Origin of the sequence: Chlorogloeopsis fritschii PCC 6912 (assembly GCF_000317285.1) — a bacterium.
Classification (GTDB): domain Bacteria; phylum Cyanobacteriota; class Cyanobacteriia; order Cyanobacteriales; family Nostocaceae; genus Chlorogloeopsis; species Chlorogloeopsis fritschii.
On record NZ_AJLN01000073.1, the window covers coordinates 1 to 8,333 of the forward strand.

An 8,333-nucleotide genomic window follows, 5' to 3' on the forward strand; every position below is an offset into this window, starting at 1 on the left:
TAGTCCCTAGTCCCTAGCCCCTAGCCCCTAGCCCCTAGTCCCTAGCCCCTAGCCCCTAGCCCCTAGTAATCTAAGATGGTGCGACGCTTGGCGACAACACTACTACAGCTAAAAAATTAATAAAACTTATGTTTTATGATAAAATCGTAGTTATATCTACCTATTTCTTGCAAAATAACGCAATAACACTAGATTGCTTGATAAATTTTAGATACGGCAGAAAGGCAGTCGCAGAAAGTTGCCATTCAGAACTGCCTTTCGTGCTGAAAAACCAACAAACTATGAACCTACCAATCATGACATTTGGTAGGTGTCTTTTTTATTATCTAATTGCAGTTACCGAATTTATAAAATGCAGTTACTGCATTAACATACTGTAATAATTTAGTCCTTCTCAATGCATTAGATAATCTTGGCTGTATTTGTTGGATAATTGGGTAGAAATTACCTGTCCTGGGTTCTTGCCACCATTACCCTGCCATCAATGAAAAAAGCAGTTCGCAAAACCCTAGCGCCGCGCATGATTAACCCTAAAGGCGGCTTTAACGTTGTGCGTAAAGGTGTATCAAATTCCTATTGGGGGGACTTATACCATTGGTTACTCTCTCTCTCATGGCCTAAGTTTTTAGCGCTGATTAGTTTAGGATATTTAGTCGTTAACGCTCTATTTGCCTTGGCATACTTAGCAGGTGGAAATGGAATTGAAAACGCACGTCCGGGTAACTTCCTAGATGCCTTTTTTTTCAGCGTTCAAACTATGGCATCCATCGGCTATGGAGCCATGTTCCCCAAGACAACATATGCTCATGTCTTAGTCACCATCGAATCGTTGATCGGACTGATGGGGCTGGCGGTGGGAACTGGACTGATGTTTGCTAGATTTTCGCTTCCTAAAGCACGAGTCACATTTAGCCGTGTAGCGGTAATTGCACCCTACAATGGTATACCGACATTAATGTTTCGAGTGGCAAACGAACGGCAAAATTGGATTCTAGAGGCACAAATCCGGGTGACTTTAGTACGCAATGAAATCACCGTCGAAGGAGATATGATGCGGCGATTTTATGATATGCAACTACTTCGCAGTCAAACACCGCTTTTTGCTTTGACTTGGACAGTCATGCATCCAATTGATGAGAATAGTCCCCTGTATGGAGTCACACTAGAAAACATGATTGAAGATGAGATGGAACTAGTAGTGACTCTCACTGGACTTGATGAAACCGTATCCCAAATTATTCATGCCCGTCACTCGTTTATTGCTGGGGAAATTTTTTGGAATATGCGCTTTGTAGATATTTTATCCAAGACGCGAGAAGGTCGGCGCACTATAGATTATTCCTGCTTTCATGATGTTATACCGATAGAATAAGGCAGTGGTTCGACTTCGCTCACCAACTGTCAGGGGGCAGAAGGTTGTAATTTGCATGAAAAATTTTACATCTCGTATGGAGGCGGTGCAGTCGCCCATTATTCCTGTGGTAGGAGAATTGATTAAAAACTCTCCTGGTACTATTTCCCTTGGACAAGGTGTAGTTTCTTATAGCCCACCACCGGAAGCCATTGAACTGTTACCCCAATTCCTTGCTGAACCAACTAATCATTTATACAAAGCTGTTGAGGGAATCCCCCCTTTATTAACAGTATTAGCAGCAAAATTACAAAGCTTTAACGGTATTGAAATTAACGATGAAAACCGCATAGTTGTCACCGCAGGTAGCAACATGGGATTTATGAATGCCATTCTTGCTATTACTTCGGTGGGAGATGAAATTATTCTGAACACACCTTATTATTTCAACCACGAAATGGCAATTATAATGGCGGGGTGTCGCCCGGTACTGGTGGAAACGGATGAAAATTACCAGTTACGTGCTGATGCGATCGCCCAAGCTATTACCCCAAAAACACGGGCAGTGGTGACAATTTCCCCAAATAATCCGACTGGGGCTGTATATTCAAAGTCTCTTTTAGAGCAAGTAAATCAAATTTGTCGCGATCGCGGTATTTACCATATCAGCGATGAAGCTTATGAATACTTTACCTACAATGGCGTCAAGCACACTTCTCCAGGTGCTTTCCCAGGCAGTAGCGAATATACTATTTCCCTCTACAGCCTTTCTAAAGCCTACGGTTTTGCTAGTTGGCGCATTGGCTATATGGTAATTCCAAAACACTTGCTTGTTGCTGTCAAGAAAGTTCAAGATACAAATTTAATTTGTCCGCCCGTAGTTTCTCAGTATGCAGCTTTGGGTGCTTTGCAGGCAAAACAGGAATATTTGAGCAAAAATATTGAAGCGATCGCTCAAGTGCGAGAATTAGTACTTGAATCTCTTAACCGTCTTGAAGGTTTATGTACCATTGCTCCTGCCGATGGTGCATTCTATTTTTTTCTCAAAGTTAATACTCAAATTGATAGCTTTGAGTTAGTTAAACGATTGATTCAAGAACATCAAGTAGCAGTAATTCCTGGTACAACCTTTGGCATGAATCACGGTTGTTATTTGCGGGTGGCATACGGTGCATTACAAAAAGAGACGGCAAAAGAGGGAATAGAAAGATTGGTAAGAGGTTTAAAAAAGATTGTTAGTACGTCTTTTCTTTGTGTTCTTTGCGCCCTTTGTGGTTCGTTTCCTTCTTGCGCGTTAGCGCATCTTTATACAAAATTGGTATAAATAGAAGGCAGCTATACTGATGTTACGAGGCTGTAGACGCGTAAGCGACTCACGAAGTTAGGAAATTAGGACAAGAGAAAAATTTTGCTCCTTGTATCCTTATCCTCTTATGTATACAGATTAGTTAAAGCTACTAAGGACTTAAGAAGAAGGTATCGAAAACGGAAAAAGTTAGTTTATTTGTGTCTTTATAGCCTTGGTTGTTCTTCTAATATCAAGATATAGTTTATAGTAAAATCTACTTAGTTCAGACATCTAAAATCGTACCAATGCCAATTATTAATAAATTAATTGAAATAGACACTAACCAGGGAATTAATATTCATAACATCACTCCTCAAATTGAGACAGCTATTTCTTCAACACCAATTCAAAATGGTCAAGTATTAGTTTTTTCTCGCCATACAACAACAGCTTTAGCTATCAATGAAAACGAAGAAAGATTATTAGAAGACATCAAAGTTTTTTTGCAGAAATTAGCACCAGAATCAGAGCGTTACTTACATAATGACTTGCATTTAAGACCAAATATACCACCAGATGAACCAATAAATGCTCATTCTCATCTGATGGCAATGATGCTAAATAATAGCGAAGTAATTCCTATTGTTGATGGTAAATTAGCGTTGGGAACCTATCAGTCTATCTTGTTTTTTGAATTAGATGGGCCTCGTAAAAGAACTGTATTGTGTCAAATTTCTGGAGAATGAAAAATTATTATTACTTACACTTCCAAGATTGAATCAAAGGATTGGCAGTATTTAATAATTGATTAAGTGCAGTAGATGCCTCTGGTTGATGGCGAACATGGGCATCAATAAATAAACCAATCATATCTGCCATCAATAACCGACTTGGTTCAGCAGGTTGAGTAGCTGGAAAATCTAGAAATGCTCTACCCGTGGTAGAGTCGAAGGGTTCAACAAATGTGAAATGATTTGCTCCTTCTATGAATACCAGATAGCTATCATTTCTCCCTCCAGAAATCGCTTCTTGGAATGTACGTGTGACAGAAGTGGTTGCATCACCTGAACTGATGCCATAGCGATCGCTACTATTCGCAATTACCCCATCACAAGTTCCCCCGATTAATAACATGGGTAAAGAGTCTGGTAAGGGCAAAATCGTACCTGGTTTGTACCCCAACATTATCGTCCCCATAGTGTGGGCAGCATAAGCAAAAGATGCTACAACCTGCGGGAAAAACTGCGGACTTGCATTTTCTATCGCCACTCTGCCACCTGCGGAGTGCCCACCTAGAACGATCTGTTCCAAATTAAGCATCCCAGCCAGGATTCCCTCTGCCTGTAGCTTTTCTAATTTAGTTAGCAGTGTGGGCAAAGCAGAAGCTGTGGGAGCAGTACCATAAATTTCTGGTTTCCACGCGGTAATATCCACTCCTGGGGTAAGGCTAACTATCCCTGGAAGATTCTCTCCAACCCAGTTAAATGTAACTACTACCAATCCACGTTCCGCTAATTTAACAGCCAGCCATTGGTAACTATGGGCTTCACAATTAACTCCATTGAAGAAAATCACCACAGGAAAGGGTGCCATTTGTGGATCGGCAGGCACAATTCCCATATCCTTTTCTAGGTGACTTCCCGACATCTTGGCTGGATATAGAATTTTCAGAAGAATAGTATCGTAAGGAGATTGAGCATTATCGACTTTTGCGGCTTGAAAAAAAGCACGAACAGTCATGTCACCATATTTCTTACGCACTGCAATCAAATTTTAACTGCTCATCGTCATTTTCTCAAATTCTTGCATCCAAGCGAAATTCTTCAAACACAGGTTGTCCAAATAGCATATTTTTGTCTACCGCTGACAATACTTTATTGTTAGCAGCATCAGAATTTAAACATTTACAAACTAACTGCGCTACATCGGCACGATTAATCATTCCAGCGACGTTGATATCTTCAGTTAAAACTCCATTCCCTGTTGGAGCTTCTGACTGCAAGCCACCAGGACGAATAATAGTGTAGTTTAGTCCACTCGCTCTTAAATGTTGTTCGGCTTTTTCTTTATCAACTAAAACAGGATGCAATGCTTCCAACACTTGCGGAGATAAAGCCACAACACTATTTCCAGTGCCAATCGAAGTTACTAAAATAAACTTTTGCACTCCTGCTTTAACTGCCGCATCAATTAGATTTTTATTACCTATATAATCTGCTCTTTCATTATCTTTAGCCAAACCACCAATTGTACTGATAACAGCGTATATAGGCTCATCTCCCAACATTGCACGTTCGACATCATCCACATTCATTGCATCTCCTAGCACCACCTTAATTCCCATTGCTTCTAGTTGATCGCGAGTTGCTTCCGTTCTTAGGAGTGCTTTGACATGGAGTTGTTGCTCGATCAAGCATTTGGCAATTTCTCTACCAACGCCACGACTGGCTCCAGCTAGGAATATGTAGGATGTTGTTGTCATGGATATTTTTGAAGTAGATGACTTGAGCAAATATTTAATATATCTTTATTTGAGTACTGAAGTATTCAAAGCCGAAAATTTTCCTGTGGTAATTACTTAATATATTTTAAAATTACAATTTATTGCAATTTATAAAGTTTCTTTTGAAAAAATTAAGATAGATATAATTGAGTCACCCTATTTAGTTATTTCATTTGCAAATAACATACAAATATAAGCAAAGTAATTATACTTAATCCAATAGTAGGAAGCCGCTAATTAGATAAAGATGCGACCCTAGAAAGTAAGTTCTTTTTGGGTATGGGTATGGCTAAAAAGGCTCAAGCAAATAGCGATCGCGATATTCGAGTGACAGCAACCTCGAAAATCTGGGGAATGACAGTAGGAATTTTAGCAATTTGTATCCCACTCTCAGCTGCGACTAGAAGCGGCCCGATTCTCCCTTTAGCTGCTCTGACAGGTGCAACAGTAGGAACTTTAGCCGTATGGCGTTCCGATGATAAAAAATCAAAAGCTAACTATTTGTCACCTCAAAAGGTACAATACCTAGAGCAAAGAATTGCGAATTTAGAAACAATTATTAGCAGTGATGACTTTGATTTACAGAGGAAAATTAAATCGTTAGAATCTAGTGATTCTGCTGATTTTTTGCGAGAAAATCATAAAGCTGACAGATTGTAAAGTGATATTACAATTGTTTCAAAAATATTTAGAAATTGTCAAAAATTCAAACCTGGTTTTAAGGTAGAACCAAGGAGACATGAGAGGCAAATTAAATGATGAATAATATTCAAAAGTATCGGTTTGTCTGTACCCTAACCTTTGGCGATATCTACGGTCAAATTATAGTTTGGTTAATAACAATTACTGTTAGTTTGGCATCAGCCTTGGCATTGATGGGTGCTAGACGGCCTGTCTATGCTTTAGCTGCTGTTGGACTCGTCGTTTTGTTGTCTCTGCCATTTTTGCTTTTTGCTTTCGTAACCACTTTGTTAAATCACATTGAATTGGCTCCTCTGGAACCGGGAACAAAGATGGAACCAATTCCTGGTAACGTTTCCCAACAACAACCAGCAAAAGCAACTAGTTAAGCAATTTTTAGATTTTAGGTTTTATATTTTAAATTGAATACTGGAGACTGGGCAGAACAAGGAGTAGAGAGTGTGAATTCTTTACTACCTGTCATAGGTGTGTTTAACCAAGATATTTGTAGGCAAACAAGATATCTTGCTAAACCTTTACAGCAGTCCCTAGAAAGAACACGCTGCCTCCCCTACTTCAAATTCAAACATCAACACGATCTCCCCGTCTTTTGGCGGGGTATTGTTTTGCAGGCGCGATCGCCAAATTTTTAAATTTTTACAATAGAACAGCAAAGGTGCTGTTGGTGCTGATTATGCTCGAACATGATGTCATTATTATTGGGGGCGGCTTGGCTGGATGTCGAGCGGCAGTGGAAATTGCCAGGAGTAATCCTAGCTTGGATGTAGCAGTGGTTGCCAAAACCCACCCAATTCGTTCTCACTCAGTTGCTGCCCAAGGTGGGATCGCAGCGACATTAAAAAATGTTGATTCATCTGATAGTTGGGAAGCACACGCTTTTGATACTGTCAAAGGTTCCGACTATTTGGCAGATCAAGATGCAGTCGAAATTCTTACCCGTGAAGCCCCTGATGTGGTTATAGATTTAGAACACATGGGTGTTTTATTCTCGCGTTTGAACGATGGGCGCATTGCCCAACGCGCTTTTGGCGGGCATTCTCACAACCGTACTTGCTATGCTGCCGATAAAACCGGTCACGCAATTTTACACGAATTGGTAAATAATTTGCGGCGGTATGGTGTACATATTTACCAAGAGTGGTACGTAATGCGCTTGATTTTGGAAGATGATCGGGCGAAGGGAGTGGTGATGTACCACATCTTAGATGGGCGAGTTGAGGTAGTACGCGCCAAAGCTATGATGTTTGCTACTGGTGGTTATGGAAGAGTATACAATACTACCTCCAATGATTATGCTTCCACAGGTGATGGTCTAGCAATGACAGCACTTGCTGGTTTGCCTTTAGAGGATATGGAATTTGTGCAATTCCATCCCACAGGGTTATATCCGGTAGGAGTGCTAATTTCGGAGGCGGTGCGTGGGGAAGGGGCGTATCTGATTAATAGTGAGGGAGAACGCTTTATGGCGAGGTATGCTCCTAGTCGGATGGAACTCGCCCCGCGTGATATTACCTCACGGGCGATCGCTTACGAAATTCGCGCCGGGCGTGGTATTCATCCAGATGGTAGTGCTGGCGGGCCTTTTGTTTATCTTGACTTGCGTCATATGGGCAAGGAAAAAATCATGAGCCGCATTCCCTTCTGTTGGGAAGAAGCTCATCGCCTTGTCGGTGTTGACGCTGTTACTGAACCGATGCCCGTTCGCCCCACCATTCACTATTGCATGGGCGGTATCCCAGTTAACACAGATGGGCAAGTTCGCAGTAGTGGCGACAATTTGGTGGAAAGCTTTTTCGCTGCTGGTGAAAGTGCTTGTGTTTCCGTACATGGTGCCAATCGCCTTGGTAGTAATTCTCTGTTGGAATGTGTAGTTTACGGACGCAGAACTGGTGCAGCGATCGCTCAATATGTAGAAAATCGCAAGTTACCAACCGTAGACGAACAACGTTACCTCCGCGAAGCACAGCAACAACTACAATCCTTACTAGATCAGCCTGGGAAATATCGCATTAACCAAGTTCGTCAGGCATTTCAAGATACCATGACCGAATATTGCGGCGTTTTCCGCACTGAAGCATTAATGCGTGAAGGATTGCAAAAGCTACAAGAATTGCAACAACAGTATACGGAGATTTACTTAGACGACAAAGGCGATTCTTGGAATACCGAAATTGTAGAAGCGCTAGAACTGCAAAGTTTGATGGTAGTGGGGCAGATAATTTTATCCTCTGCTTTTAATCGGCAGGAAAGTCGCGGCGCTCATTTTCGTGAAGATTATTCCCAGCGAGATGATGTGAATTTCCTTAAACACACAATGGCTTATTATTCACCAGCAGGAATTGACATTCAATATCGCCCAGTAACAATTACTAGGTTTCAACCGCAGGAAAGGAAATATTAGCTAGGTTTTGGAGATAGGTGAACTTATACTTTGCATCTGTGCTCTTTTCCAAAAACACAGATGCAAGACATAAACCACCCATTTATGA

At 41.0% G+C, this 8,333-nt stretch carries 9 protein-coding genes; 7 read left to right on the plus strand and 2 right to left on the minus strand.

The features are described 5' to 3' along the window. Window positions 1-484 precede the first annotated feature (484 nt). From UYC_RS0113220 to UYC_RS0113230, 3 genes are all read left to right on the plus strand, one after another. Window positions 485-1,372, plus strand: coding sequence for an ion channel (locus UYC_RS0113220; protein WP_016876308.1), 888 nt, complete (start codon window positions 485-487; stop codon window positions 1,370-1,372). 55 nt (window positions 1,373-1,427) lie between these two features. Further along, window positions 1,428-2,675, plus strand: a complete 1,248-nt coding sequence (locus UYC_RS0113225; RefSeq protein WP_016876309.1) for a pyridoxal phosphate-dependent aminotransferase — start codon at window positions 1,428-1,430, stop codon at window positions 2,673-2,675. A gap of 269 nt (window positions 2,676-2,944) precedes the next feature. Then, a complete protein-coding gene (locus tag UYC_RS0113230; RefSeq protein ID WP_016876310.1) occupies window positions 2,945-3,385 on the plus strand; it encodes a secondary thiamine-phosphate synthase enzyme YjbQ in 441 nt (146 codons plus the stop codon). A gap of 10 nt (window positions 3,386-3,395) precedes the next feature. Here UYC_RS0113230 and UYC_RS0113235 read toward each other — a convergent pair whose 3' ends face one another. Together UYC_RS0113235 and UYC_RS0113240 are read right to left on the minus strand one after the other, a co-directional pair. Then, the gene (locus UYC_RS0113235) at window positions 3,396-4,379 is read right to left on the minus strand and encodes an alpha/beta hydrolase family protein (protein ID WP_016876311.1); all 984 of its coding nucleotides are present in this window, start codon (window positions 4,377-4,379) and stop codon (window positions 3,396-3,398) included. A 55-nt stretch (window positions 4,380-4,434) separates the two neighbouring features. Beyond that, window positions 4,435-5,121, minus strand: a complete 687-nt coding sequence (locus tag UYC_RS0113240; RefSeq protein ID WP_016876312.1) for an SDR family oxidoreductase — start codon at window positions 5,119-5,121, stop codon at window positions 4,435-4,437. Between the two features lie 306 nt (window positions 5,122-5,427). Here UYC_RS0113240 and UYC_RS0113250 point away from each other — a divergent pair, with 306 nt between their 5' ends. The 4 genes from UYC_RS0113250 to UYC_RS0113260 all read left to right on the plus strand — a co-directional run bounded on the left by UYC_RS0113250 (window position 5,428) and on the right by UYC_RS0113260 (window position 8,245). Then, window positions 5,428-5,802, plus strand: coding sequence for a hypothetical protein (locus tag UYC_RS0113250; RefSeq protein ID WP_016879533.1), 375 nt, complete (start codon window positions 5,428-5,430; stop codon window positions 5,800-5,802). 95 nt (window positions 5,803-5,897) lie between these two features. Beyond that, window positions 5,898-6,212, plus strand: coding sequence for a hypothetical protein (locus UYC_RS0113255; RefSeq protein ID WP_026087576.1), 315 nt, complete (start codon window positions 5,898-5,900; stop codon window positions 6,210-6,212). 72 nt (window positions 6,213-6,284) lie between these two features. Further along, window positions 6,285-6,476 (plus strand): hypothetical protein, encoded by a 192-nt coding sequence (locus tag UYC_RS37810; RefSeq protein ID WP_127011437.1) that lies wholly within the window; start codon window positions 6,285-6,287, stop codon window positions 6,474-6,476. A 41-nt stretch (window positions 6,477-6,517) separates the two neighbouring features. Beyond that, complete coding sequence (locus UYC_RS0113260; RefSeq protein ID WP_016879535.1) at window positions 6,518-8,245, plus strand: succinate dehydrogenase/fumarate reductase flavoprotein subunit; 1,728 nt, start codon at window positions 6,518-6,520, stop codon at window positions 8,243-8,245. The last annotated feature ends 88 nt before the right edge of the window (window positions 8,246-8,333 follow it).

Coding starts and splice junctions, on each gene's coding strand:
- UYC_RS0113260 (WP_016879535.1), top strand. CDS start 6,518: ATGCTCGAACATGATGTCATTATTATTGGGGGCGGCTTGGCTGGATGT.
- UYC_RS0113220 (WP_016876308.1), top strand. CDS start 485: ATGAAAAAAGCAGTTCGCAAAACCCTAGCGCCGCGCATGATTAACCCT.
- UYC_RS0113225 (WP_016876309.1), top strand. CDS start 1,428: ATGAAAAATTTTACATCTCGTATGGAGGCGGTGCAGTCGCCCATTATT.
- UYC_RS0113255 (WP_026087576.1), top strand. CDS start 5,898: ATGATGAATAATATTCAAAAGTATCGGTTTGTCTGTACCCTAACCTTT.
- UYC_RS0113240 (WP_016876312.1), bottom strand. CDS start 5,121: ATGACAACAACATCCTACATATTCCTAGCTGGAGCCAGTCGTGGCGTT.
- UYC_RS0113250 (WP_016879533.1), top strand. CDS start 5,428: ATGGCTAAAAAGGCTCAAGCAAATAGCGATCGCGATATTCGAGTGACA.
- UYC_RS0113235 (WP_016876311.1), bottom strand. CDS start 4,379: ATGACTGTTCGTGCTTTTTTTCAAGCCGCAAAAGTCGATAATGCTCAA.
- UYC_RS0113230 (WP_016876310.1), top strand. CDS start 2,945: ATGCCAATTATTAATAAATTAATTGAAATAGACACTAACCAGGGAATT.